The 26,018-nt window shown below is 64.2% G+C and carries 18 protein-coding genes; 12 read left to right on the forward strand and 6 right to left on the reverse strand.

The genetic code is table 11. The annotated features are described in order from the left end of the window. Position 1: 1 nt before the first annotated feature. A complete protein-coding gene (dapA, locus tag DXK50_RS06085) occupies positions 2–880 on the reverse strand; it encodes a 4-hydroxy-tetrahydrodipicolinate synthase (protein WP_024308786.1) in 879 nt (292 codons plus the stop codon). A gap of 200 nt (positions 881–1,080) precedes the next feature. Between dapA and DXK50_RS06090 the strand changes: the two genes are divergently transcribed. Both DXK50_RS06090 and DXK50_RS06095 read left to right on the forward strand, forming a co-directional pair. Further along, positions 1,081–1,638: a glycine cleavage system transcriptional repressor gene (locus tag DXK50_RS06090; protein WP_024308787.1), complete on the forward strand. Its 558-nt coding sequence runs from the start codon at positions 1,081–1,083 to the stop codon at positions 1,636–1,638. A gap of 169 nt (positions 1,639–1,807) precedes the next feature. Continuing rightward, on the forward strand, positions 1,808–2,281 hold the full coding sequence (locus tag DXK50_RS06095) for a peroxiredoxin (RefSeq protein WP_212629688.1): 474 nt from the start codon (positions 1,808–1,810) through the stop codon (positions 2,279–2,281). 59 nt (positions 2,282–2,340) lie between these two features. Here the strand turns inward: DXK50_RS06095 and DXK50_RS06100 are convergent, their stop codons facing one another. Both DXK50_RS06100 and DXK50_RS06105 read right to left on the reverse strand, forming a co-directional pair. Next, positions 2,341–3,405, reverse strand: coding sequence for an AI-2E family transporter (locus DXK50_RS06100; RefSeq protein WP_161866923.1), 1,065 nt, complete (start codon positions 3,403–3,405; stop codon positions 2,341–2,343). A gap of 64 nt (positions 3,406–3,469) precedes the next feature. Continuing rightward, positions 3,470–3,709, reverse strand: coding sequence for a sulfurtransferase TusA family protein (locus DXK50_RS06105; protein ID WP_013716292.1), 240 nt, complete (start codon positions 3,707–3,709; stop codon positions 3,470–3,472). A 108-nt stretch (positions 3,710–3,817) separates the two neighbouring features. Between DXK50_RS06105 and DXK50_RS06110 the strand changes: the two genes are divergently transcribed. Further along, on the forward strand, positions 3,818–5,251 hold the full coding sequence (locus DXK50_RS06110) for a M48 family metalloprotease (RefSeq protein ID WP_212629689.1): 1,434 nt from the start codon (positions 3,818–3,820) through the stop codon (positions 5,249–5,251). Positions 5,252–5,737: 486 nt separating this feature from the next. Here DXK50_RS06110 and DXK50_RS06115 read toward each other — a convergent pair whose 3' ends face one another. Next, positions 5,738–10,579 (reverse strand): NAD-glutamate dehydrogenase, encoded by a 4,842-nt coding sequence (locus DXK50_RS06115; RefSeq protein WP_212629690.1) that lies wholly within the window; start codon positions 10,577–10,579, stop codon positions 5,738–5,740. Between the two features lie 652 nt (positions 10,580–11,231). Here DXK50_RS06115 and DXK50_RS06120 point away from each other — a divergent pair. From DXK50_RS06120 to DXK50_RS06160, 9 genes are all read left to right on the forward strand, one after another. Continuing rightward, positions 11,232–13,115, forward strand: coding sequence for a methyl-accepting chemotaxis protein (locus DXK50_RS06120; RefSeq protein WP_212629691.1), 1,884 nt, complete (start codon positions 11,232–11,234; stop codon positions 13,113–13,115). 267 nt (positions 13,116–13,382) lie between these two features. Next, the gene (locus DXK50_RS06125; protein WP_212629692.1) at positions 13,383–14,096 is read left to right on the forward strand and encodes a 5-oxoprolinase subunit B family protein; all 714 of its coding nucleotides are present in this window, start codon (positions 13,383–13,385) and stop codon (positions 14,094–14,096) included. Further along, a complete protein-coding gene (locus DXK50_RS06130; protein ID WP_212629693.1) occupies positions 14,093–15,022 on the forward strand; it encodes a 5-oxoprolinase subunit C family protein in 930 nt (309 codons plus the stop codon). Before DXK50_RS06125 ends, DXK50_RS06130 begins: the two co-directional genes overlap by 4 nt. A gap of 166 nt (positions 15,023–15,188) precedes the next feature. Continuing rightward, positions 15,189–16,148: an AAA family ATPase gene (locus DXK50_RS06135; RefSeq protein WP_074856748.1), complete on the forward strand. Its 960-nt coding sequence runs from the start codon at positions 15,189–15,191 to the stop codon at positions 16,146–16,148. A gap of 100 nt (positions 16,149–16,248) precedes the next feature. Then, a complete protein-coding gene (locus DXK50_RS06140; RefSeq protein WP_212629694.1) occupies positions 16,249–17,196 on the forward strand; it encodes a DUF58 domain-containing protein in 948 nt (315 codons plus the stop codon). Then, on the forward strand, positions 17,193–17,687 hold the full coding sequence (locus tag DXK50_RS06145; RefSeq protein ID WP_212629695.1) for a DUF4381 domain-containing protein: 495 nt from the start codon (positions 17,193–17,195) through the stop codon (positions 17,685–17,687). Before DXK50_RS06140 ends, DXK50_RS06145 begins: the two co-directional genes overlap by 4 nt. Continuing rightward, the gene (locus tag DXK50_RS06150) at positions 17,680–18,684 is read left to right on the forward strand and encodes a vWA domain-containing protein (protein WP_212629696.1); all 1,005 of its coding nucleotides are present in this window, start codon (positions 17,680–17,682) and stop codon (positions 18,682–18,684) included. Before DXK50_RS06145 ends, DXK50_RS06150 begins: the two co-directional genes overlap by 8 nt. Beyond that, a complete protein-coding gene (locus DXK50_RS06155) occupies positions 18,681–20,438 on the forward strand; it encodes a VWA domain-containing protein (protein ID WP_212629697.1) in 1,758 nt (585 codons plus the stop codon). The genes DXK50_RS06150 and DXK50_RS06155 overlap by 4 nt, the downstream gene beginning before the upstream one ends. Beyond that, a complete protein-coding gene (locus tag DXK50_RS06160; RefSeq protein ID WP_212629698.1) occupies positions 20,435–22,075 on the forward strand; it encodes a BatD family protein in 1,641 nt (546 codons plus the stop codon). Before DXK50_RS06155 ends, DXK50_RS06160 begins: the two co-directional genes overlap by 4 nt. A gap of 325 nt (positions 22,076–22,400) precedes the next feature. Here the strand turns inward: DXK50_RS06160 and DXK50_RS06165 are convergent, their stop codons facing one another. Then, on the reverse strand, positions 22,401–24,755 hold the full coding sequence (locus DXK50_RS06165) for an efflux RND transporter permease subunit (protein WP_161866934.1): 2,355 nt from the start codon (positions 24,753–24,755) through the stop codon (positions 22,401–22,403). A gap of 18 nt (positions 24,756–24,773) precedes the next feature. Then, complete coding sequence (locus DXK50_RS06170; protein WP_212629699.1) at positions 24,774–25,868, reverse strand: WD40/YVTN/BNR-like repeat-containing protein; 1,095 nt, start codon at positions 25,866–25,868, stop codon at positions 24,774–24,776. Between the last annotated feature and the right edge of the window lie 150 nt (positions 25,869–26,018).

Here is a 26,018-nt window from a genome sequence, read left to right on the forward strand (position 1 = left end):
GTTAAGCCAATACACCGCACTGGCGCATGGCCTGGCGCAGCGGTTCGTGACAGCGCGGGCTGAGCCAGGTCAGCGGCAGGCGGATACCGTCGCCCATCAAGCCCATTTCGTGCAGCGCCCATTTCACCGGAATCGGATTGGATTCGAGGAACAGGGCCTTGTGCAACGGCATCAGACGGTCATTGATGGCGCGGGCGATGGCAGCCTCGCCACGCATGGCAGCAGCGCACAGGTCGCTCATGGCGCGCGGCGCAACGTTGGCGGTAACCGAGATGTTGCCCTTGCCGCCCAGCAGCATGAGTTCAACGGCGGTGGCGTCGTCACCGGAGTAGACGAGGAAATCCTTGCTGACGCGATCCAGCACTTCCTGGGCGCGCTGCAGGTCGCCGGTGGCTTCCTTGATACCGATGATGTTGTCGATCTTCGACAGGCGCTCGACGGTCTCCGGCAGCATGTCGCACACGGTACGACCCGGCACGTTGTAGAGGATCTGCGGGATGGACACGGCTTCGGCAATGTGGCGGAAGTGCAGGTACAGGCCTTCCTGGGTCGGCTTGTTGTAGTACGGGGTCACCAGCAGGGCAGCGTCGGCGCCAACCTCCTGGGCGGCACGGGTCAGCTCGACCGACTCGCGAGTGGAGTTGCCACCGGTACCGGCGATCACCGGAATGCGGCCGGCGACCTGCTTGACCACACGCTTGATCACTTCGATGTGTTCACCCACGTCCAGCGTGGCGGACTCACCGGTGGTGCCGACCGCGACGATGGCATTGGTGCCCTCCTGCAGGTGGAAATCCACCAATTTGCTCAGGGCCTCCCAATCCAGACCACCCTGCGCATCCATGGGCGTGACCAGTGCCACCATACTGCCCGCAATCATGCAACCGCTCCTGCCGGAAAAATTGAGCCGTAATGGTACTGGTGCCACCAGTCCGGCACAAGCAACGGCCCGTTATACGTGCTGGCCGTCGTCCGATGCACCAGGGTCCGCCATTCCCCTCGGCGGTGCTTTTCGCTAACCTGCTGCCTTTGGTCTGCGGCTGCTCATGCGCGGACCGTTCATCGCTTTAGGAAGGCTGCATGTCCACCCCCCCCGTTCGCGAACAATTCCTCGTTATCAGCGCTCTCGGCCGCGATGCCATGGCCCTGACCAACCTGCTCAGCCGCACCAGCCACGAGAACCGTTGCGCGGTGATCAGCACCCGCTTGAGCCGCCATGGAGAGTTCAGCGCTCTGGTGCTGCAGGTGTCCGGCAGTTGGGATGCACTGGCGCGCCTGGAGTCGAGCCTGCCGCTGCTGGCCAAGAAGCACGACTTCACCGTGGATCTGGTGCGCAGCGCCGCCGCGGAGGTACGCCCGCAGGCGCTGCCTTACGTGGCCTACGTCAGCGCCGTTTACCGCCCGGATATCCTCAACGAACTGTGCCAGTTCTTCATCGATCACCGCGTCGAGCTGGAGAGCCTGACCTGCGATACCTACCAGGCGCCACAGACCGGCGGCACCATGCTCAACGCCACCCTGACCGTGACGCTGCCGGCCGGCACGCAAATCAGCTGGCTGCGCGATCAGTTTCTGGATTTTGCCGATGCGCTTAATCTCGATGCCTTGATCGAACCCTGGCGCCCGCAGAATCCATGACGATCTGCTGCGCGTCGGCCCTGCTGCGTTAGAAACAGGTTCGGCTCATTTACCGCTCGTAAAGGCGTACGCGATCCCGACCGGGCCTCACCTGTTTCTGCGGGGCCGCCATCGGTATTGCATGGTTCTAGCGCTAGATCGCTGACAACCCCTGAATGAAGGAGTCTCCATGTCCGTTGAACTCGACAAACCCGTTGCCGACTTCCAGGCCCAGGCCACCAGTGGTCAGCAGGTAAAGCTGTCCGACCTCAAGGGCAAGCAGGTGGTGCTGTACTTCTACCCGAAGGACGCCACGCCGGGCTGCACCACTGAAGGTATGGATTTCAGCGCTCGCTTCGAGCAGTTCGAAGCAGCCAATACGCTGATCTTCGGCGTATCGATGGACAGCCTGAAGAAGCACGAGAGTTTCAAAAGCAAGCAGGCCTTTCCCTTCGAGCTGATCAGCGACGAAGAGCACCAGCTGTGCGACCTGTTCGGCGTGTATCAGTTGAAGAAGAACTACGGCAAGGAATACATGGGCATCGTGCGCAGCACCTTCCTCATAGACAAGAACGGCGTGCTGCGCGAGGAATGGCGCAATATCAAGGTCGCCGGCCATGTCGACAAGGTGCTGGCAGCGGCCGAGGCCCTGAACAAGGCCTGATCCTCGCCACAATCGAAAAAGGCCGCGCTTGCGGCCTTCTTTCTATCTGCGTGTCCCTTTCAGTCGATAGCCACCAGCTCGGTACGCGGCCAGGCATTGATCACGGCCTTGAACAGGGTGGCCAGCGGAATGGCGAAGAACACGCCCCAGAACCCCCATAGCCCACCGAACAGCAGCACCGCGCAGATGATCGCCACCGGATGCAGGTTGACCGCCTCGGAGAACAGCAGCGGCACCAGCACGTTGCCGTCGAGTGCCTGGATGATGCCGTAGATCACCATCAGGTAGAGGAACTGGTCGCTCCAGCCCCACTGGAACAGACCGATCAGCGCCACCGGCACCGTCACCACCACCGCACCGATGTAGGGCACCACCACCGACAGGCCGACCAGCAGGGCCAGCAGCGCGGCGTAATTCAGGCCCAGGTAGGCGAAGGCGATGTAAGTGACCACGCCGCAAATGATGATCTCGATGAACTTGCCGCGAATGTAGTTGGCGATCTGCTGGTTCATCTCCTGCGCCACCTGAGTGATCAGCGCGCGCTCGCGCGGCAGGTAGCCGCGGAACCACTGGCCGATCTGCTCTCGGTCCTTGAGGAAGAAGAACACCAGAATTGGCACCAGCACCAGGTAGATCATCACGCTGACCAGCACCGGCAGGCTGGACAGGGAGAACGACAGCGCCCACTGGCCAAACTTGCCGGCTTCGCCGCGCATGCTGTCGATCAGTTGCACCACCTGTGCATCGGTAATCAGATTCGGGTAACGCTCAGGCAGCAGCAGGAAGACCGACTGCCATTCAGCCGCCATGCGCGGCAGTTCGTTGAACAGGGTGCTCAGCTGCTGCCAAAGCAGCGGCATCAGCACCAGCAGAAATACCGTCAGGCCGCCCATGAACAGGGTGAACACCAGCCAGACTGCCAACACCTGCGGTACCTTGAGACGCTCCAGACCGTTGACCAGGCCCTGCATGAGAAAGGCCAGCACCAGGCCGGTCAGCACTGGCGCAAGCATCCCGCCGAGCGTCAGCACCACGGCAAAGCCCAGCACCAGCAGCACCGCCAGCACCACGGCCTGCTCATCGGAGAAATAGCGGTACAGCCAGTCGCGAATAACCTTGACCATCAACAATCCTTAATCTGCAAAAGAGGCGCGCCCGTTATCTTTTAGCCTGCGTGACGGGGATGGTTCAGGCTTTACGCAACCAGTAACGATAAATACCTGCGTCGACCTCTTCATGCAGCAGCGCATGCCCGGCGAGACTGGCGAAGGCGCGAAAATCGCGCTGCGAGCCGGCATCGGTGGCGCTGACCTTGAGCACGGCACCGCTGGCCAGGCGATTGAGCTCGAGCTTGGCTTTGAGCAACGGCAGCGGGCAGTTCAGCCCGCAGGCATCGAGTTCGGCATCGAACGCCGGTACGTCTGTCATCATCTACTCCTGATAAGTCGGCTAGGATACCCAAGCCGCCGCAACCCTGGCCAGCGCGGTGTCTGGCCGGCTACAGTAACGCCTTTGCCTCCCGAGAGCCCTGAGTGCATGACTTTTCTGCGCCCCACCCTGCTGACGCTGGCCTGCCTGTTCGCCGCCCATACCGGCGCCAGTGACCTGCCGTCGCTTGGCGACGCCAGCTCCTCGATCGTCTCGCCGCAGCAAGAACACCAGCTAGGCCGCGCCTGGCTCGGTCTGCTGCGTGGTCAGGTTTCGCAACTGGACGACCCGCAACTCAAGGACTTCGTCGAGTCCAGCGTCTATCGCCTGGCAGAAACCAGCCAGCTGCAGGATCGCCGCCTGGAATTCGTCCTGCTCAACAGCCCGCAACTGAACGCCTTCGCCGCCCCTGGCGGGATCGTCGGGGTCAACGGCGGCTTGTTCCTCTATGCTCAGACCGAAGCCGAGTACGCCTCGGTCATGGCGCACGAACTGGCGCACTTGTCGCAGCGCCATTTCGCCCGTGGCGTCGAGGCGCAGCAGCGCATGCAGTTGCCGCTGATGGCCGCCATGCTCGCCGGCATCGTCGCCGCGGCGGCAGGTGCGGGCGACGCCGGTATCGCCACCATCATGTCGACCCAGGCCGCGGCCATTCAGGAGCAACGGCGCTTCTCCCGACAGAACGAGCAGGAGGCCGACCGTATTGGCCTGGTCAACCTGGAAAAGGCAGGATACGACCCACGCGCGATGCCGATGATGTTCGAGCGATTGATGCGTCAGTACCGCTACGACGCCAAGCCGCCGGAATTCCTGCTGACTCACCCGGTTTCGGAATCGCGTATCGCCGATACCCGCAACCGCGCCGAACAGTATCCGGCCCAGGGTCGTGAGGACAGCTTGCGTTACCAGTTGATGCGTGCACGCGTACAACTGACCTACGAGGAGACACCGGGCGTCGCTGCCAAGCGTTTCCGCGCCATGCTCGACGAGAACCCGGGCCTCGATGCAGCCCGCTATGGGCTGGTGCTGGCACAGATGAAAACCGGCCAACTCGCCGAGGCCGGCGAGACCCTGGCCCCGCTACTGAGCAAGAGCCCGGACGACATCACCTACAACCTGGCGCAGATCGAGCTGGATATGGCGGCCAACCGCCTGGATGCCGCCGAGCGCCGCCAGAAGCGCATGTTCAGCCTCTACCCGAGCAACTACCCGCTGCAGCAGACGCAAGTCGACCTGTTGCTCAAACAGCAACGCATCGCCGAAGCCGAGCGCGCCCTGGACAACCTGCTCAAAACCCGAGCCAAGGACCCGGACGTGTGGTATCAAGTCGCCGAGGTACGTGGCCTGAGCGGCAACACCATCGGTCTGCACCAGGCGCGCGCGGAGTTCTTCGCCCTGGTCGGCGATTACAACCAGGCCATCGAGCAACTGGACTTCGCCAAGCGCCGCGCCAGCAACAACTTCCAGTTGGCCTCGCGCATCGATGCCCGTCAGCGCGAACTCTCCGAAGAGAAGCGTCTGGTCGAGCAGATGCTGCGCTGAGCTTGGGTACGTAGCCCGGAGGAAAGCCGGGGCGTCCCTGAGCCTGACCCCGGATTGCATCCGGGCTACGGGTTTCCGTCTAGCGAGACAGGCAGATGACTCGCGGCGCTACCGCCCTCTCCCCTAGCCCCTCTCCCATGAATGGGAGAGGGGAGCACACTGCGTAGAACCTGGATGTGTAGCCCGGATGAAATCCGGGGCGTTCTTGAGCCTGCCCCCGGATTGCATCCGGGCTACGGGTTTCCGTCTAGCGAGACAGACAGGCGACTCGCGGCGCTACCGCCCTCTCCCCCAGCCCCTCTCCCATAAATGGGAGAGGGGAGCACATTTGCGTAGAACCTGAATGTGTAGCCCGGATGAAATCCGGGGCGTTCCTGAGCCTGCCCCCGGATTGCATCCGGCTACCCGACTACCAAAGCCAGTGAATACCGCCCCAGAAAAAAGAAGCCCCGCACTTGGCGGGGCTCTTTGATTTCAGCGGACAGCTCAGGCGCTTTGCGCCAGATCCATCAGCTCGCGGTTGGCCACCGCATACATGGCGTAGTCAGTGCCGGTCGCCGAACGCAGCTCGACCAGCATCGCCTTCCAGCGGTCGACCAGGCGTTGATGCTGGTCGAGCCAGAGCGCCACGCGCGCCTCGATCTCCTGTGGCCCCTCGGCCATCTGCAGCACCGACACGGTGATCGCACGCTGCTGCCAGTCCAGATCGTCACGGAAGGCTTCGCGGGCCAGCGCCTGCCAGTTGGTTTCCACCGGCAGATTGGTGATCTGCTGCAGGTACCAGGACAGCTCCAGCGCACCGCCGACGGCGAAGTAGGCGGTGGCCACTTCGCTGGTGTCCTTGCCGGTTACATCCGCCGCTTCGATGATCGGCAGCAGGGTGTACAGGTGGCTGGTACCGGCCACCACACGCGCCAGCTCTTCCGGCGTGCCGGCTTCGACGAAGCTCTGGTAACGCGCCAGCCACTGTTCGCGGGCCGGGCCTTCGAGCAGCTCGTCCAGACGACCGACCAGCGCCTCGATGCGCGGCGCGAAGTGCGCCACGTCGCGGGCGGCGTCCAGCTCGTTGCGACGGCTGCGCAGGAACCAGCGAGTGGCACGACGGCCCAGACGCATCAGCTCGTCCATCAGCTGCAGCTGCAGCTCGGCCGGCACCTTGTAGTCCAGCGCCTCGATCTGCGCCCACCAGTGCGGCAGGCGGAACAGGTCACGCACGATGACGTAGGCGCCGGCGACGTTGGCCGCGCTCATGCCGGTGGACTCCTTCAGGCGCTGCACGAAGGTGATGCCCATGTGGTTGACCAGATCGTTGGCGATCTGCGTGCTGACGATCTCGCGCTTGAGGCGATGACGGCGCATGGCGTCGCCGAACCTCTCGGTGAGGATTTCCGGGAAGGCGGTTTCCATCTCGCGCGCCAGGTAGTCGTCGTCCGGCACCAGGGACTTGAGCAAGGATTCCTTGAGGTCGATCTTGCTGTAGGAGATCAGCACCGACAGTTCCGGGCGGGTCAGGCCCTGGCCGTTGGTGGCGCGCTCGTTCAGCTCCTCGTCTGAGGGCAGGAACTCCAGCGCGCGGTCGAGCTTGCCGGCACTCTCCAGCGCGTTCATCAGGCGCTTGTACTCGCCGACGCGCTCGCGGGCGCGGCGTTCGGCGAGCGACAGCGCCTGGGTCTGCTTGTAGTTGTTGCCCAGCACCAGCTCGGACACGTCATCGGTCATCTCGGCCAGCAGCTTGTTGCGCTGCTTCTCGGTCATGTCGCCGCCCGAGACGATCTCGCCCAATAGAATCTTGATGTTCACTTCATGGTCGGAGCAGTCCACACCGCCGGCGTTGTCGATGAAGTCTGTGTTGCTGGCGCCGCCATGCAGGCCGAACTCGACGCGGCCGAGCTGAGTCATGCCCAGGTTGCCGCCCTCGCCCACCACCTTGGCGCGCAGTTCACGACCGTCCACGCGCAGCGCGTCGTTGGCCTTGTCGCCGACGTCAGCGTGGCTTTCCTTGCTGGATTTGACGTAGGTGCCGATACCGCCGTTCCACAGCAGGTCGACCGGTGCCTTGAGCAGCGCGTTGAGCAGCTCGGTGGGCGCCAGCTTGTCGGCGGCGATGTCGAAGCGCGCCTTCATCTGCGGGGTGATGGTGATGCTCTTGGCGCTGCGCAGGAAGATGCCGCCGCCTTCGGAGATCAGCTTGCTGTCGTAGTCGGCCCAGCTCGAACGCGGCAGGTCGAACAGACGCTTGCGCTCGGCGAAGCTCTTGGCCGCATCCGGGTTCGGATCGATGAAGATATGCATGTGGTTGAAGGCAGCCACCAGCTGCAGCTTGTCCGACAGCAGCATGCCGTTGCCGAACACGTCGCCGGCCATATCGCCGATGCCGATCACGGTGACGTTGTCCTTCTGCACGTCGATGCCGCGCTCGCGGAAGTGGCGCTGCACCGAGACCCAGCCGCCCTTGGCGGTGATGCCCATGCCCTTGTGGTCGTAACCGGCCGAACCGCCGGAGGCGAAGGCGTCGCCGAGCCAGAAGCCGTACTCGGCAGCGATGCCGTTGGCGATGTCGGAGAAGGTCGCGGTACCCTTGTCCGCCGCCACCACCAGGTAGGGGTCGTCGGCGTCATGACGCACCACGCCCACCGGCGGCACCACCTCGCCTTCCTTGAGGTTGTCGGTGATATCCAGCAGGCCGCTGATGAAGATGCGGTAGCAGGCGATACCCTCGGCCATCACCTCGTCACGCGAACCGCCGAGCGGCATCTTGCGCGGCACGAAGCCGCCCTTGGCGCCCATCGGCACGATCACCGCGTTCTTCACCTGCTGCGCCTTGACCAGGCCAAGCACCTCGGTACGGAAGTCTTCCTCGCGGTCCGACCAGCGCAGGCCGCCGCGGGCGACGTCGCCGAAGCGCAGGTGCACACCCTCGACGCGCGGGCTGTAGACGAAGATCTCGAACTTAGGCACCGGCCGCGGAATCTCCGGAATCAGGCGCGGGCTGAGCTTGAAGCTGAAATAGGACTTGGCCACGCCGCTGGCATCGGCCTGGAAGAAGTTGGTACGCAGGGTCGCCTTGATCAGATCCAGGTAGCGACGCAGGATGCGGTCTTCGTTGAGTACGGCGACGTTGTCCAGCGCAGCCAGGATGGCCTGCTCGAGCTTCTGCTGCTTGTCTTCCAGATCCTCGGCGGTGAGCTTGCGCGCGAGGTAGAAACGGGTGCGGAACAGGCGCACCAGCTCCCTGGCGATATCGGCGTGGTTGATCAGGGTCGAGGCGATGTAGCTGAGGTCGAAGCCCAGGCGGATCTGCTTGAGATAACGCGCATAGGCACGCAGCAGAGCGACGTCACGCCAGGGCATGGCGGCGATCAACACCAGGCGGTTGAAGGCATCGTTCTCGGCTTCGCCGCCGACGATATGGATGAACGCGTCCTGCAGCGTGTCGTTGAGCTGCTGGATGTCGACATCCAGGCCTTCGGCGTAGGTGAAGGCGAAGTCGTGAATCCAGAATTCGCGGCCGTCATTGCGGCGCAGCTTGTAGGGGAACTCGCCGAGCACGCGCAGGCCGAGGTTCTCCAGAATCGGCAGCACGTCGGACAGCGGCAGCGGCGTGTCGGCGTGGTACAGCTTGCAGTGCAGCTGTTGGTCGCCCTGCGCTAGCGGCTGGTAGAAGCTCATCACCAGCGGTTTTTCGTTGCTCAGGCTGAGCAGGTGCTGCATGTCCACCACTGCCGAATGCGGGGCGAAACGCTCACGGTAACCGGCCGGGAAGCCGCCGGGGAATTCGGCCAGCACACTGGTGCCCTGGGCTTCTCCGAGGCTTTCCACCATCAGGCTGGCGTAGTCGTCCTTCCACGAACGGCAGGCCTGGATGACTTCCTTCTCCAGCCGCACGGGGTCGATCTGGGTCTTGTTCTTCGGGTCGACGCGCAGGATGAACTGGACGCGCGCCAGCACCGATTCGGAGAAAAAGGTCCAGAACTCGCAATCGGTGGCCTGCAGACGATCCATCAGCACCTGCTGGATCTTCATCCGGGTTTCGGTGGAGTAGACGTCGCGCGGCACGTAGGCCAGGCAGTAGCAGAAGCGGCCGTAGGGATCGCGACGCAGGAACACGCGAATCTTGTTGCGTTCCTGAATCTGCACGATGGCCAGGGCGGTGTTGAACAGGTCGTCCACCGGGGTCTGGAACAGATCATCACGCGGCAGCACTTCCAGCACCTGGGCCAGTTCCTTGCCGAGGTGGGCGCTGCTGTCGAAGCCCGAGCGCTGCTTGATCACATCCACCTTGCGGCGGATGTAGGGGATGTTCCACACGCTTTCGGCGTACACCGCCGAGGTGTACAGACCCATGAAGCGGCATTCCTTGACCACGTTGCCCTTGGCATCGAGTTCGCGGATGGAAACGAAATCCGGGTAGGCCGGACGGTGCACGCGGCTCGGCACCGCAGCCTTGGCAAAGGACAGCAGCTGCGGCTCGCGCAGGTAGGCCACCGCTTCCGGCTCGATGTGCAGTTCCTCGGCGGACAGTCCGGTGCGCAGGCGCTTGGACAGGCCCAGCAGGGATTTCTCGTCATAGACCATGGTGCCGCCATCGGCGGTCGGCGCGACGGTGAACTCTTCGTAACCGAGGAAGGTGAAGTGGTTGTCCAGCAGCCAGTTGAGGTAGACCTTGATTTCCTCCAGCTCGGTCTTGTCCACCTTGAGCTTGGCGCGATCCAGCCAGGCCAGCAGCTCGCGTGCCTTGGCCTTCATCGGCTGGAAGTCGGCGACGCTCATGCGCACGTCACCGAAGACTTCGTGAATGGCTTTCTCCAGGGTCTTCAGCTCGGCGGCGCTGGAGCAGCGATCGATCTCCAGGAACATCAGCGCTTCCTGCAGCACGCCCTCGCCCTGGGTGCCACGCGGGAGGATTTCCAGCAACTGGCCATTCTGGTCGCGGCGCACGCTGAATACGCTGTTCTGCAGGGTGTGGATGCTGTAACCGTGGCGGTTCAGCTCCATGCGTACCGAGTCGACCAGAAACGGAATGTCGCCATGCAGGATTTCCACCGCGGTGTGGGTGGACTGCCAGCCGTGCTTCTCGTAATCGGGGTTGAACGCGCGCACCTGCGGCTTGGCGTGATCGAACTGCTCCAGCATGCGCCAGGCCGACAGGGTGCAACCGACCAGGTCGGAAAGGCGCCGCTGGGTCAACTCCTCGAGGGCGATGATGCCGAAGAACTGTTCGGCGAAAAGGGCTACTTGTGGCAGCGCCTGCTCACTCACGTGCTGTGCCAGGGCCGCTTGCAGTTGGTGCTGGAAGTCGGCTTTGCTGGCCGCCGTAAAGAACGCCATGGTTTTGCTCCATTGGGCTGATGGTTCGACAGAAGTCTGGATTGCTGTCGCAGGGTTTAGCAGCTGTTGAAAAACTACCTACGTTGCCATAGCTGCGTTAAAAACAGGCTCGTGCGCGAGTCCGATCAAAATGCTCATTTACAACTCGTAAACTGCGCTTTCTCGCCTGTTTTCGCCTTGCACTGGCTGCCTCGCCTACGTTTTTCAACGGCCTGCTCGTTCAACGTTAGTCCATGAAGCGACAATGACACTTGCAAGTCGCATGCGGACCAGCGTGAAGGCGGGCGACCAGGTGGTCACACTTAATCGGCGAGCTTAACGAGGGACGCCCTGCCACCGCTTGCGGCGCTGCGACATTTTCTTTCAAGGCTGCACCGAGACGGTGCATGACTACAGAACAGACCGACCGGTAAGCCATTCTGTGGGTATGGCAACCGCAACCACATGCGCCCCGGTCCTGCTGCGTGACAACGCCATTTGAATCCGCTACGCCAGGGTTCGCAGGGACACTTTCGATCGCGCGCAAGAGCCTGAGCCGGGTCTGTAAACCACCCACGCATAAACGCCCACACAGCCATAGACTTTTAATCAAGTTGTATGACAACTTGCCGATTCCTAAGAATCATCCACAAGAAGATGGCGAGGCCTTATCGTGAATTTTTCACTGTCCTGGCAACAAAAATTCCGCGCCCTGATCGCGCTCACCCTGATCAGTCTGACCCTCATGGCAGCCGCCTCGTTATGGTCCAGCCACCGTCTCAGCAGCGCGCTGCAGGCGCGAGAACAGGCGGCTGCCTATGCCAGCGCCAGTACCCAGCTGATGAACCGCTGGTGGCAGCAGAACGCTCTGCGCCAGCAAATCACCCCGGAAAGGCAGGAGGACTTCAACGATGGGCTCAACGAATTGCAGGAACTCATCGGACAACTGTTGACGCAAGCCCAGGCTCTGGAAGATGACGTCACTTTGCAACAAGCTCAGCAGATCCAGGCCGCGCTGCTCGAGGAACTGGCTCAGCAACGCCAGTGGCTGACGCTCAATCAGGCCCTGGGCCTGACACCATTCGAAGGCCAGCGCAAAACGCTGACGGAGAGGGGCAAGGCGTTGGAAGCGATCAGCTTCGACCTGATCAAGCCCTTTATCGCCAGCGCCCTGAGCAGCCAGCGTGACTATCTGTCGACATTCGATCCGGCCTACGCCCAGATTGCCCTAACGGCGATCGGCAAACTGCAGGAGCAGATTGCGGACCTCGAATGGGAGCAGACGCCGATCGGCAAGAATGTGCAGGGCTACGCTCAGGCTTTCGCGGACATCCACGGCAATATCGAACGCATCAACGCGACCAACCAGCGCCTACGCCAACTGGGCGAGCAATTGCAGACGCGTATCGATGAACAGGCGCAAGCGCTGCAAAGCGGCCTGCTGCTGCGGCGTAGCCAGGAAGCCGAACAGGCTCGCCTGTCCGCGCTGTGGATGATGGGGCTGAGTTTCCTCGCCATCGCCGCCCTGCTCTGCTTCACCCTGCTGCAAGCCTCACGCACCCTGGTCACTCGGCTGCGCAACGTGATCCAGCTGCTCACGCAGGTCGCCTCCGGCGATCTCACCGGCAAGCTGTACGTGGGGAGCAACCCGCGCGACGAGTTCAATCAGTTGGCCGACGCCGCCAACCGCATGATTCAGGGCATCGGCGGCATCGTTGCCGAAGTGGTGCGTGCCAACGGCGAGCTGAGCCGCCTGCATAACCACCTGGGCGATGCCATGCGTCAGTTGGGCGACAACAGCACCCAGGTAGAAATGCAGACCGAGCAGGCCGCCTCGGCCTCGCACCAGATCAGCGCCACACTTAATGACATGGCGCAACGCACCGCGGAAGTCGGTAGCGCCACCACCAGCGCCTACGATGCGGCGCGCAACGGCGGCGAGGTGATAGCCGCCAGCGTAGACAGCATGAGTCGCCTAGCGCAGCTGATCCAGGACACCCACAGCCAGGTCGACGCCCTCGGCCAAAGCAGTGCACGGGTCAACGGTATCGTCGACGTGATCAACAGCCTCGCCGATCAGACCAACCTGCTCGCGCTCAATGCGGCCATCGAGGCTGCCCGTGCGGGCGAAGCCGGTCGAGGCTTCTCGGTGGTGGCTGATGAGGTGCGCTCGCTGGCACAGAAAACCGTCGCCGCGACCACTGACATCAGCGCCATCGTCGGTGAATTCCAGCAGCAGACCCGACACATGCACCAGTTGATGAGCAACGGCCTGAACCTGGCCGCCGACAGCGAACGACATGCCGCTCAGGTGGCGGATGCGATCACCTCCATCACCTCGGCGATGGAACGACTGACCGGCGAAATGAATCAGGTCGTGGTGGCCATCGAGGAAGTCTCCACCACCACCGAGGACATTGCCGACAAGATGGAAACCATCCATGTGCATACCGGGCAGAGCAAGGACCTGCGCCACACCTTAGGCGGTCACACCGAGGGGCTGTCGTCCCAGGTCGACGCCCTGGGACGCAGCGCCAGCCAGTTCCGCCTGGCCTGAGCCGGCTGTTTTTTGCTGGACGCCCCCGACATGCCGCTGAAAAATGACGCCAGGGGATGACGACCATGTCCGTCCCCAATCGCGCCACTATGGCTTACCAAAGCTCGCAGGAGGAACGCCCCGCGTGAACGACATGCTTGTGCATTGCGCTGTTGGCGCACGCTTGCGGGCCCGGATCATGGGCCGCGATGCCAGGACCACACCCCGCCATAACTCGGTGGCTGCCGTGCAACATATCCGCCAGCCCCTCGACGGCCCGGTTCAGGCATGAAGGGGCCCCACGCCCGGCTGGAAGTCGCCGGCATCGACAGCCTGATCCTGCGCCTGTTCGACCATATCGATGAAGCCAACCTGCCGTGGATGCTGGCGGCGCGTGCACGTCTGCAGGAGGCGTTCGGCAACGCGCTGATCGATCTGGTGCCCTCCTACACTACGCTGCTGCTGCACTACGACCTGTGCCAGCTCGACAGCGAGCAGGCGCGAGCGAAGATCGCCGGGGCGCTCGATGGCTTGCAGCCTGGCGATCTGCAGGGCGGCCGCGAACACCAGTTGCCCACCTGGTACGACCGCAGCGTCGGCCCGGAGCTGCAACTGCTCGCCCGGCGCAGCGGACTCAGCGAAGCCGAAGTGATCGCCCGGCACAGTGGCCATGCCTATCAGGTATTCGCCCTGGGTTTCGCGCCCGGCTTCGCTTTCATGGGCCTGGTCGAGGAAATTCTCGCCGCGCCGCGCCTGAGCACGCCGCGCAAGCGCATCGCCGCCGGCAGCGTCGGCATCGCCGAACGGCAGACGGCCGCGTACCCGGCAGTTTCCCCCGGCGGCTGGAACCTCATCGGGCGCACACCAAACCGCCTGTTCGGCAGCGATATCGAGGGTTACAGCCTGCTGCAACCGGGTGATCGCGTGCGCTTCGTGCCCATCGAGCGCGCCGAATTCATCCGCCTGGGCGGTGATGACAGTCCGCTGGAGGCCAACCAATGAGCGCCATCGACGGCGGCCTACGTGTATTGCGCAGCAGCCCTTTCATTCACCTGCAGGATGCTGGCCGCTTCGGTGTTCGCCATCTCGGCGTGACCCAGTGCGGCGCCCTGGACTGGGTCGCCCATCGCTGGGCCAACTGGCTGCTGGGCAACCCGCTCACCGCCGCGGTGGTGGAGATCACCCTGGGCAACGCCGAGTTCGAATGCACTCGCGACGCCACACTGGCGCTGACCGGGGCCGACCTCGGCGCACGGCTGGACGATCAGCCGCTGGCGCCCTGGCGCAGCTTCGACGTGCGCAAGGGCCAGCGCCTGAGCTTCGCCCAGCCGCGTCAGGGCGCGCGCGCCTACCTGGCCGCTCCAGGTGGATTGCAGGCGCCGCTGGTGCTTGGCAGCTGCGCCAGCATGCTGCGCGAAGGCCTCGGTGGCTTGCACGGCGATGGCCGCGCCATCGCTGTCGGCGATGCCCTGGGTTGGAGCGGCAGCGCCAATGCAACGCGGCAGATGCCCGCCGAGTACATTCCCGAGTACCAGACCACGCCCCGCCTGCAGCTGGTGCTGGGCGCACAGATCGGCGACTTCCGCGGCCAGAGTCTGTTCGATGCGTTCAACAGCGAGTGGCTGATCGACCAGCGTGCCGACCGCATGGGCATTCGTCTCAACGGTCCGCAGCTGCAATGCCAACGTAGCTCGATGATCTCCGAGGGCATTCCCCTGGGCGCCGTGCAGGTGCCGCCGGATGGCCAGCCGATCGTCCTGCTCAACGACCGCCAGACCATCGGCGGCTACCCGCGCCTGGGCGCGCTGACGCCGCAGGCCGTGGCACGGCTGGCGCAATGCCTGCCAGGCCAGACGTTGTACCTGGCGCCCATCACCCAGGACCGCGCGCAACTTGCCCAGCGCCGGCTACTGGCGCAGTGGCAATAAGCTCCGTCCTGGACGACGGTGGGCGCTGGCGACCTGCCTCGCATTTCTGTTGCCAGAGCGTTCATGACCAGCGCCGCTGATAGCGGCTGAAGCGGCAAATGCATTAAAGTCGGCGGTCTGCACGCGCGGCTTCGCAAGCCCGCTCATCCGCCAGAAGAGCCCGACGATGGAACACCGTGAAGCGCTGGTCGCGTTACGCCAATTTCTCTCCACCCAGATTCTCGGCCAGGACAAGCTCATCGAGCGCCTGCTGATCGCCCTGCTCGCCGACGGCCACCTGCTGGTCGAAGGCGCCCCCGGCCTGGCCAAGACCAAGGCGATCAAGGAGCTGGCCGAAGGCATCGAAGGCGAGTTCCATCGCATCCAGTTCACCCCGGACCTGCTGCCTGCGGACATCACCGGCACCGAGATCTATCGCCCGGAAACCGGCAGCTTCGTGTTCCAGCAGGGGCCGATCTTCCACAATCTGGTGCTGGCCGACGAGATCAACCGCGCCCCGGCCAAGGTGCAGTCGGCGCTGCTCGAGGCCATGGCCGAACGCCAGGTTTCCGTAGGCCGCTCGACCTATGATCTGTCGCCGCTGTTTCTGGTCATGGCCACGCAGAACCCCATCGAGCAGGAAGGCACCTATCCGCTGCCCGAAGCGCAGCTCGACCGCTTCCTGATGCACGTGAAGATCGGTTTTCCCGATGCGGCGGTGGAGCGCAAGATCCTCGCCCAGGCCCGTGGCGATGCGCTCAATGGCGAAGCCAAACCCGAGCACCGGGTCAGCCAGCAGGCGGTGTTCGCCGCACGCAAGGAAATCCTCGGCCTGTACATGGCTGATGCCGTGGAGGAGTACCTGGTGCAACTGGTAATGGCCAGCCGTACCCCGGCCAAGTTCGACGCCGAGCTGGCCGACTGGATCGCCTATGGGGCCAGCCCGCGCGGTTCCATCGCCCTCGATCGCTGCGCGCGTGCTCATGCCTGGCTGGCCGGGCGCGACTTCGTCAGCCCGGAAGATATCCAGGCGGTGCTGTTCGACGTGCTGCGCCACCGCATCATCCTGTCCTTCGAGGCCGAAGCCTCGGGCGTCGATCAGGATCGCGTGATCCAGCGCATCCTCGACGTGGTGGCGGTGGCCTGATGCAACCGCGCGACTTGCGCTCGCCCTGCGTAGCCCGGATGCAATCCGGGGCTGATCACGCTGCCTTCCCGGATTGCATCCGGGCTACGGGCTAAAGCCCATGCAAACCCCGGCCGGCAACCCCGGCATCCATATCAGCCTCGGCGAGCTCATCGACATGCGCCACAAGGTGCATGAGGTGCCGCTGTTCTCCACTCCGGCCCGGCGCAGCCCGCTGACGGGCCTGCATCATTCCAAGCTGCGCGGCCGTGGTGTGGACTTCGACCAGGTGCGCGTCTACCAACCGGGCGACGACGTGCGCACCATCGACTGGCGCGTCACAGCGCGCACCCAGGAGCCGCACACCAAGCTGTTCCATGAGGAGCGCGAGCGCCCCATCTTCATCATCAGCGAACAGAGCCAGCGCCTGTTCTTCGGCTCCGGCCTGTGCTTCAAGTCGGTGCTGGCTGCGCGCGCCGCAGCGCTGATCGGTTGGGCCGCGCTGGGCCACAACGACCGCATCGGCGGCCTGGTATTCGCCGACAACGAGCATCACGAGGTCAAACCACGGCGCAGCAAGCAGAGTCTGCTGCAACTGCTCAACCTGCTGGCCCGCGCCAACCAGGCGCTGGGCCCAGAGAGCCAGGCCAGTGCCGGCCGCGACAACTTCGGCCTGGCCCTGCGTCGCGCCCGCGAGGTGCTGCGACCGGGTAGCCTGGTGATCGTACTGTGCGATGAGCGTGCCCTCAGCGACAATGCCGAGCAGCAGTTGACGCTGCTCGCGCGCCACACCGACCTGCTGCTGCTGCCGCTGTCCGATCCACTCGATCATGCCCTGCCGGCAGCCGGTCTGCTGCGTTTTACCCAAGGTGGCGCACAGCTGGAACTGGACAGCCACAACGGCGACCTGCGCCAGGCTTATCGTGCCCAGGCCCAGGCGCGTGAGGCGCGCTGGCAGCGTCTGGCGCAGAAACTCGGTGTGCCGCTGCTGCCTTTGAGCACGCAGCTCGAACTGGTCGAGCAGCTGCAGGAACAGCTCAGCACCCTGCACGCGAGAAGATCCCTATGAACCCCATCGACCAGTTGCAGCCGCTGATCGACCCGGCCCCAGTGCCCTGGTGGCCACCGGCACCGGGCTGGTGGTTGCTCGCCGTATTGCTGCCGTTGGTGGGGTGGGGACTGTGGCGCCTGCTGCGCAACTGGCTGCGTCGACAGCCCAAAGCGGCCCTGCAACAGGCGCTCGACCCACTGCGCCAGGCGGCGCTCGACGAGCTGGCCACCTTGCGCAAACCCTATGACGGCGCCCCTGCCGGCCCCTGGCTGCAGCAGCTCAACGCCCTGCTCAAGCGCCTGTGCCGCGAACGCTACCCGGACAGCGCCAGCCACACCCTGAGCAGCCGAGCCTGGCTGGCCTTTCTCGACAACCGCTGCCCGGCAGCGGGCCTGACCCGCTGGATGATCCTCGTCGATGGCGGCTACAGGCCACAATGCACGCTGAGCGACAAAGCCATCGCAGAACTCGATCAGGCCGTCGCCACCTGGATTCGCAAGCATGTTTGAGTTCGCCTGGCCCTGGATCTTTCTGCTCGCGCCGCTGCCCTGGCTGCTGCGCCTTCTGCTGCCCGCGGCCGACAGCGGTGACGCCGCATTGCGTGTCGGTTTTTTGGACGAGCTGCAGGCCCTGAGCGGTCGCCGCGCCCGCGCCGCCCTGCCCAGCTGGCGCCAGCAGGCGCCGCTGGTCCTGCTCTGGTGCCTGCTGTTGTGCGCCGCCGCGCGGCCGCAGTGGGTCGGTGAACCGCTGCCGCTGCCGGCCAGCGGCCGTGATCTGCTGCTGGCGGTGGATGTCTCGGGCTCCATGGATTACGCCGACATGCAGTGGGACGACGAGCCCATCAGTCGCCTGGAGCTGGTCAAACGCCTGCTCGGCGACTTCATCGAAGGTCGCCGAGGCGATCGCGTCGGCCTGATCCTGTTCGGCAGCCAGGCCTATCTGCAGGCGCCGCTGACCTTCGACCGTCAGACGGTGCGCACCTGGCTGGACGAGGCGCTGATCGGCATCGCCGGCAAGAACACCGCCATCGGCGACGCCATCGGCCTGGCCGTCAAGCGCCTGCGTCAACGCCCCGCGCAAAGCCGGGTATTGGTGCTGATTACCGATGGCGCGAACAACGGTGGCGAGATCGACCCGATGGTCGCCGCGCAACTGGCCGCCGATGAGGGCGTGCGCATCTACACCATCGGCATCGGCGCCGATCCACAACAAAGCGGCGCATTCGGCACCTTCGGTTTCAGCGCGCTGGACCTGGATGAAACCAGCCTGCGCGCAATCAGCGACACCACCGGCGGCGAGTACTTCCGCGCGCGCAATCAGGCTGAGCTGGAGCAGATCGAGCTGACCCTCGATCGCCTCGAGCCGGTCGCCCAGCAACCCACCCTCGCCCGCCCGGCCATGACGCTCTACGCCTGGCCACTGGCGCTGGCTCTGCTGGGCTCGCTGCTGCTGGTCGGCCAGGTGCTCTGGCCTGACCTGCTGCAGCGGCTAAGGAGGCGGGCATGAGTCTGCTCTGGCCGGAATGGCTGCGCCCATTGTGGCTGCTGGCCGTGCCCGTGCTGGCCTGGCTGCTCTGGCGCCTGTGGCATCGCGAACGGCAGAGCGGGCGCTGGCAGCTGCTGTTGCCGCCTGCGTTCCATCAGGCGCTGCTCAAGGGCGGCAGCGGCCGCTCGAGCAAATTGCCATGGCTGACACTCGGCCTGGCCTGGCTGCTGGCTGTGCTGGCACTGCTCGGCCCCAGCTGGCAGCGCGTCGAGCAGAGCAACCAGAAGCCTGCCGATCCGTTGGTGATTCTGCTCGAGCTGACGCCGCAGATGCTCGCCACCGACGGCCGCCCCAACCGCCTGGAACAGACCCGGCGCAAGTTGCTCGACCTGCTCGAAGCACGCCGCGATGCGCAGACGGCGATCATCGTCTATGCCGGTAGCGCACACAGCCTGGTGCCGCTGTCAGACGACCTGGCCACCAGCCGCAATCTGCTCGAGGCGCTGAAACCCTCGCTGATGCCCGAGCCGGGCCGTCGCGCTGACCTGGCCGTGGCGCGGGCGCTGCAACTGCTCGACCAGGCACAACTGGGTCAGGGCCGCCTGCTGCTGATCAGCAGCGCCCTGGATGACGAGGAACGCAGCGGCATTCAGCAGGCGCTGGCCAAGCGCTCAGTGCCGCTGCTGGTGCTCGGCGTGGGCAGCCGCGAAGGCGCCCCCGTGGCGCAGGAAGACGGCAGCTTTCTCAAGGACTCGCGCGGCGCCATCATGATTCCGCGTCTCGATGCCCGCAGCCTGCGGGAGGCGGCGAAGGCCCACGCTGGCCGCTACGCGGCGATGCGCCTGGATGACGACGACTTGCGCAGTCTGGGCCTGCTCGACGGCCCGCAGGCCATGCGCGCTGCGGGTGAGCCTACTCAGCTCGACAGCCATCTCGACCAGGGCTATTGGCTGTTGCTGCCGCTGCTGTTGCTGGCTGCCTGCGCCGGTCGTCGAGGCTGGCTGTTCTGCCTGCCGCTGCTGTTGATACTGCCGCCGCAAAGCAGCCAGGCCTTCGAGTTCGAGGATCTCTGGCTGCGCCCCGATCAGCAAGGCCAGCGCCTGCTGCAGGCACAACGCCCGGCCGAGGCGGCGCAACGCTTCATCGACCCGCAGTGGCAAGGCAAGGCGCTCTTCGAGGCCGAGGATTATTCCGCCGCCGCGCAGCGTTTCGCCAAGGGTGACAGCGCCGCCGATCATTACAATCGCGGCAATGCGCTGGCCAAGGCCGGCGAGCTGGAGGCAGCGCTGGATGCCTACGAGCAGGCGCTGGAGCGCCAGCCGGAGCTGGCCGCCGCGCAGCATAACAAGGCATTGGTGGAACAAGCGCTGCGCCAGCGCGAGCACCAGCAGCAGCCCGGCACTGGCGATTCGGAAGAGCAGCAGGAACCCGCCCACGAGCAGCCGGAGGTGAGAGAATCGCCGGCCGGTCAAACGGCCGAGAACAACACGGCTCAATCTGCCCAGCCAGGCAGCAGCGGCGAGAACAGTGAGAACGACCAAACACAAGGCACCGCCAATGGCGCTGGGGAAGACAGCGAGCCCGGCACCGACAGTGCGAGCCCAGGCGATGCAGAACCCGTCGAGCAGCCTCTTGCGGAAGCTGATCTGGGCACTGCGGCAGAGCGCCGGCAAGCGCTGGAACAATGGCTGCGGCAGATTCCGGACGACCCGGCCGAACTGCTGCGGCGCAAATTCTGGTATGAACAGCAACAGCGTCAGGACCCGAAACCATGAAGCCTCTGGTCTTCCTGCTTCTCCTACTGCTTGCGGGGCAGGCCCACGCCGAAACCTTCTTCGCCAGTGTCGACCGCACCCGCCTGAGCGAAGGCGAGACCGTGGTGCTGACACTGGAGTCGACCGATCCGACCCGCTTCGGCCGCCCCGACCTGAGCCCGCTGGAGCAGGATTTCGAGATTCTCGGCAGCCGTCAGGTCAACCGTCTGAGCAGCATCGGTGACACGCCACGTGCCAGCACGCGCTGGATCCTGACCCTGCAGCCACGGCGCAGCGGCGAAGTGACGATCCCGGCGATTCGCCTGGAAGATGCCGAAACCCTGCCGATCATGCTCAATGTCGAGGAAGCCGTCAGCGCTGGCGATGGCGACAAGCTCGCGCCGGTATTCATCGATGCCAGCCTCGATCAGCCAAGCGTCTACGTACAGGCCCAGGCGGTGCTGACCCTGCGCATCTACCACTCGGTTTCGATGTATGACGACAGCAACCTGACGCCTCTGCGCATAGAGGACGCCCGCGCTGAACAACTGGGCGAGCCGCGCACCTATGAGAAAAGCATCGGTGGCGTGCTGCACGGCGTGATCGAACTGCAATACGCCATCTATCCGCAGCGCAGTGGCCAGCTGGTGATTCCCGGGCAAACCTTCAGTGCCACGCTGGTCGACCGCTCGCGCAATAACGATTTTCTGCCCTTCGGCCCGCGCACCGGCAAGGTCACGCGGGTCAAATCCCCAGACATTCCCCTGCAGGTCAAACCCAAGCCGGCCGACTACCCCGCCGACGCACCCTGGCTACCGGCACGAGCCCTGGGGCTGGCGGAAACCTGGAACCCGCAACCGCAACAAAGCCAGGTCGGCGACTCGCTGACCCGCCGCCTGATTCTCAAGGTCGATGGCCTTTCCAGCGCCCAGCTGCCGCCGTTGCCGGCAACCCAGGTCGACGGCCTGCGGCGTTATCCGGATCAGCCGCAGATGGACGACCAGAAAAGCGAGAACGGCATCGTCGGCACCCGCGAAGAGCGCGAAGCGCTGGTGCCCAGCCGCGCCGGCAGCTTCGACCTGCCACCTCTAGAAGTGCTGTGGTGGAATACCCAGACCGACACGCTGGAGCGCACCACCCTCGCCGCCCGCAGTCTGCAGGTTGCGGAAAATCCGCAACTGCAAAACGACGAGCAACCCAACACCCCGATGGTGACGACTCAGGTGATCGAAGGGCCGGAGCTGTGGCCCTGGCAACTGGCCTGTGCACTGCTGAGTCTGACCACCCTGCTGGGCTTCGGCCTGTGGTGGCATGCTCGCCGGCAACCGGCGATCCAGCGCGCGGCACAGGCGGGCCCGAGCCCGCGCACGCTGCTCGACGACCTCAAACGCGCCTGTCAGGCTGGCGACGCCCAGGCGACCCGCCATGCCCTCGATGCCTGGGCGCGGCAGCAGCCGGAGACGCTCGCCGATATGGCGGCGCGCTACGTACCGCTGTCCGACGCGCTGGACGGCCTCAACGGCGCGCTGTACAGCGAAACTGGCCAGCAATGGCAGGGCGAGGAGCTGTGGAAAGCCATTCGCAACCTGCCCGCCGCACAGGAGCCGAGCGCTGCGCCGCAGGACAGCAGCGCACTGCCGCCGCTGTATCCGCGCTAGGCGCGCGATGGGCTTGCAGGATATGCAGTCCGAGGCGTGCAACTGGTGGGGTGCGCATCGCTGAATCGATCACGGCACTATGCCCATCAGGGCGGCGCCCTGTCCGGCAATTGAGCATTCGCCTGGTCGATAGCCGTGAACGCTCTCACGTAGCCTGACCCTGGCCTTGTCGGCATAGTTGCCGGCGAAGCCCCGGATTTCATCCGGGCTACCGGTTGGCTCAGGCAGGCCATGCAGCCTTTGAGCGAGACCGTCTCGTCACTGCAAAAGCCTTAAAACAAAAAACCGCGGCCAGGGCCGCGGTTCTCGTCTTACGCAACGGGCATCAGCCCTTGGCGCGCAGCTTCTCCGGATTGATCAGGAAGCGGGCCAGAGCCGGCAGCAGCCAGATCGCGCCGATCATGTTCCACAGGAACATGAAGGTCAGCATCAGCCCCATGTCGGCCTGGAACTTGATCGCCGAGAAGATCCAGGTCGCCACGCCGATCGCCAGGCAAACGCCGGTGAACAGCACCGCCTTGCCGGTGGACTTGAGCGTCTCGTAGTAGGCGTCCTGCAGCGACAGCCCCTGACGCAGGTAGGTCTCCAGACGGCTGTAGATGTAGATGCCGTAGTCGACACCGATACCCACACCCAGGGCGATCACCGGCAGGGTGGCGACCTTCACACCAATGCCCATGAAGGCCATCAGCGCGTTACCCAGCACCGAGGTCAGCACCAGCGGCAGGATCACGCACAGGGTCGCAGCCAGCGAACGGAAGGTCAGCAGGCACATGATGCTCACCGCCGCGTAGACCGCGATCAGCATGGTGGTCTCGGAGGCCGCGATCACCTCGTTGGTGGCCGCTTCGATACCGGCGTTACCCGCTGCCAGCACCACCTGCAGCTCCTCGGTGTTGTGCTGCGCGGCGAACTCTTCGGCAGCAGTAACGGCGCGCGACAGGGTTTCTGCCTTGTGGTCCTCGAGGAAGATCAATACCGGAGCCACCGAACAGTCTGCGTTGTACAGGCCTTCAGCACGGGCGATGGAGTTGTTCAACACATCCTGGTTACGCGACAGGGTCTCCCATTTCAGGTTGCCCTCGTTCATGCCCTTGATCACCTGCTTGGACACCGTGACCATGGAGATGGCCGACTGCACACCTTCGGTGTTCTCCATCTTCCACATCAGCTCGTCCATAGCCGACAGCGCTTCGTAGGTGGAGCAGCCTTCGGTGGGCGTTTTGATCATCACTACCAGCACGTCGGAGCTGGTCGAGTAGTTGCGGATGACGAAATCGTTATCCAGGTTATAACGCGAATCCGGGTGCAGTTCCGGCGCGCCTTGGTCGAGGTCGCCGATCTTCAGGTTCTGCCCGTACCAGACGCCGCCAGCCAGCGCCACAACGGCGATGACCACGGAAATCGGTGCCACCATCGGATGGGCGAAGTTGGAAATGGCACGCCAGACCGGGTGATCCTTCGCGGCCTCCTCGCGACTCTTCTTCACCGCGCGTTTACCAATGCCGATATAGGAAATCAGAACCGGCAGCAGGATCAGGTTGGTCAGGATGATCACCGCCACGCCCATCGAGGCGCCGATGGCTAGTTCGCGGATCACCCCGATATCGATCAGCAGCAGGGTGACGAAACCGACGGCGTCGGACAGCAGCGCTACCAACCCCGGAATGAACAGCTGACGGAAGGCCATGCGCGCGGCGGACAGAGCATCAGTCGCCTCGCCCGAGGCCATGGCGATGCCGTTGATCTTCTGCACCCCGTGAGAGATACCGATGGCGAACACCAGGAACGGCACCAGCATCGAGTAGGGATCGAGACCGAAGCCCAGAGTGTGCAGCAGGCCGAGCTGCCAGATCACGGCGATCAGGGTGGTGATCACCACGGCCAGGGTGCTCTTGAAGCAGTGGGTGAACCACAGCAGCAGCACGAAGGTGATGCCGATGGCGACGGCAAAGAACAGCGCCACGCCCACCAGGCCATCGATCAGGTCGCCAACCTTCTTGGCGAAGCCGATGATGTGTACCTCGACGTTGGGGTTCTGCGCTTCGTACTTGTCGCGAATCTTCTCTTCCAGCTCGTGGGAGAACTTCTGATAGTCCAGCTTGATCAGCTTGCTCTGATCCTCCGGGTCCGGATAGGACTCCAGCAGCGGCACGTCGACGATGCTGGACTTGAAGTTGTTCGCCACCAGACGGCCAATCTGGCCTGATTTGAGGATGTTGCTGCGCAGGTCTTCGAGGCTGTCGGCAGAACCGTCGTAGGTCTGCGGGATCACCTCGCCACCGGCGAAACCCTCTTCGGTCACTTCGGTCCAGCGCACGCTGGGGCTCCACAGCGACTTCAGGCCGGAGCGGTCGACACCGGGAATGTAGAAGGCCTCGTCATGGATCTGCCGCAGCGTTTCCATGTACTCCTTGCTGAAGATGTCGCCATCGGTGGCTTCTACCGAGATGCGCACCGTGTTGCCCAGGTTGGCCAGGTCGTTGCGGTGCTCGAGCATCTTCTGGATGTAGGGGTGACCCAGCGGAATCATCTTCTCGAAGCTGGTCTGCGGACGTACCTGGGCAGCCTGATAGAACAGGAAGATGCTGATCAGCAGGCAGATCAGGATCACCGCCGGGCGATTGTTGAAAATCAGCCGCTCGAGGAAAGACGCAGGCTGTTGTTGGTGCTTGCTCATGCAAAGGCTCCCGGCTTGTTATTGTTGGCCCAGATCGGCGCCGGTCGAGGCGGCGAGATGAACGCCGCCCTGCCCCACCAGGATCAGATTGCCGTTATCCAGTGCAGTTACCCCGGCCAGCGAAAGGCGGTCGGGCCGATTGATCAGGCTGAAGCTCTGACCGTGATCCGTGCTGCGCAGCACGGTACCGCCGTGGCCGACCACGGCGACGCTGCCGTCACGCAGCAGGGTGCCATCGGCCAGGCCGAATTCCAGCGGACCATTGTTCGGCGTGTTGAGGGAGATCTGCTGCCAGCTGTCACCGAAATCGGTGGAGCGGAACAGGTGGCCACGCAGGCCGTAGACCAGCAGCGTGCCGGCTTCGTCGGTGCCCAGCGCGCCGAACAGCGAGCCCTCGTAGGGTTTGTCTTCGACGGTCTCCCAGGTTTCGCCCCAGTCGCGCGAGCGGAACATGCCACCCAGCTCGCCGACAATGAACAGACCGGCGCCCTTCACCGCGGTGATGGCATTGAGGTGATAGGCATCTTCGTTGTCGAGGCGGTCGCTGACGTCTTCCCAGCTCTCGCCGCCGTCTGTGGTTTCCAGCAGCGCGCCATAGGCGCCCACGGCGTAACCGGTTTCAAGATCCTTGAACCAGATATCCAGCAGCGGCGCTTCGCGCTCCAGATCTTCGAACTGCTTGGTCCAGGTCAATCCCCCGTCGGTGGTGGCGAGAATCTGCGCATCGTGACCGACCACCCAGCCATGCTGGGCATCGACGAAGAACAGGGAGGTCAGCATCTGGCGAGTCGGCACCTTGGCCTGCTGCCAGCTTTGCCCCTGATCATTGGAATAGAGGATGTGGCCGCGGTCGCCCACGGCGACCAGGCGCTCGCCGGTGTTGACGACATCGAGCAGCAGGCTGTGTACGGCCTTGGGCGACTCGATAGCGTAGATGGCATCGGCTCCAGCCGTAGTCTCAGCCTGCAAGGGTGCGGCAGCGAAAGCCAGAATGGAAAGCACACTGCACAGCGAGAGCGCTTTAGCCAGCGGCGAATGGACACGGAGCGCCGATTTGCGCGCCTGCTTGGGCGCCAGACCGGACTGGGTGCGCCGCATGACGGGCTCACTCATATACCTTCCCCCTTTCTTGTTATAGGCGGTACTACTGATTCCGCCCATCCTAGCGAGCTTCGGAAAGCCCTGACAATTGGCGCGACGTTATGTTTTGTTAAGGCAAAACCCGCGTTATAGAAGCCTATTCGCCAAGCTGATACGAAAAGG

Origin of the sequence: Pseudomonas sp. KB-10, assembly GCF_018221585.1 — a bacterium.
GTDB classification, from domain to species: Bacteria; Pseudomonadota; Gammaproteobacteria; order Pseudomonadales; family Pseudomonadaceae; genus Aquipseudomonas; species Aquipseudomonas yangonensis.